The sequence below is a fragment of the Streptomyces sp. NPDC054932 genome (assembly GCF_053610205.1).
On the sequence record NZ_JBSGXU010000400.1, the window covers coordinates 1 to 1,044 of the forward strand.

1 rRNA gene and 1 pseudogene are annotated in these 1,044 nt (G+C 70.9%); both read right to left on the minus strand.

Going from position 1 to position 1,044, the window contains the following annotated elements:
• Positions 1-730, minus strand: a pseudogene (locus tag ACWGE1_RS41105) (hypothetical protein); the annotation flags it as partial.
• 223 nt (positions 731-953) lie between these two features.
• Positions 954-1,044: ribosomal RNA gene (gene rrf / locus ACWGE1_RS41110) — 5S ribosomal RNA — on the minus strand; the annotation flags it as partial.

The following is a 1,044-nucleotide window of genomic DNA, read 5'->3' on the forward strand; positions in this document are numbered from 1 at the left end:
GGACGGTCCCCGCCACGGTCGTCACGGCCGCCGCGGAACCCACCGCGGTCGTCGTCACGACGGGGGTACGACGGACGGTCGCCACCACGGTCGTCACGGCGGAAGCCGCCACCACCGGTCGGGCGGTCGCCGCGGTCGTCACGACGCGGGTACGAGGGACGGTCCCCACCACGGTCGTCGCGACGGGGGTACGACGGACGGTCCCCACCACGGTCGTCACGGCCGCCGCGGAACCCACCGCGGTCGTCGTCACGACGGGGGTACGACGGACGGTCGCCACCACGGTCGTCGCGACGGAAGCCGCCACCACCGGAGGGACGGTCGCCGCCACGGTCGTCACGGCGCGGGTAGGACGGACGGTCCCCACCACGGTCGTCACGGCCGCCGCGGAACCCACCGCGGTCGTCGTCACGACGGGGGTACGACGGACGGTCCCCACCACGGTCATCGCGACGCGGGAAGCTCGGGCGGTCGCCACCGCGGTCGTCACGGCGGAAGCCGCCACCACCGGAACCACCGGAGGGACGACCACCACGGTCGTCATCACGACGGGGGTACGACGGGCGGTCGCCACCGCGGTCATCGCGACGGAAGCCGCCACCACCGGAACCACCGGAGGGACGACCACCACGGTCATCGCGGCGGAAGCCGCCACCGCCACTGGACGGCCGGCCACTGGCACCACGGTCGTCACGACGGAACGGGGGGCGGTCGCCACCACGGTCGTCACGGCCCCCGCGGTAGCCGCCCCTGTCACCGCCGTCGTTGCGCCGAGGCTCGCGCTCCGGACGATCGTCGGGAGAGTTGGACATGGGTGTGACTCCTGTCTTCGGGGTACCGCTAGTCATTCTCGCGCAACCAACCCATGGCCGCGCTTCGGCGTAAAGATGTGAAAACAAAAAAGGACCCTTGGTCCAGCGTTGAACGCTGGACCAAGGGTCCTTTGAAAGATTGTTCGGCGGCGTCCTACTCTCCCACAGGGTCCCCCCTGCAGTACCATCGGCGCTGAAAGGCTTAGCTTCCGGGTTCGGAATGTAACCGGGC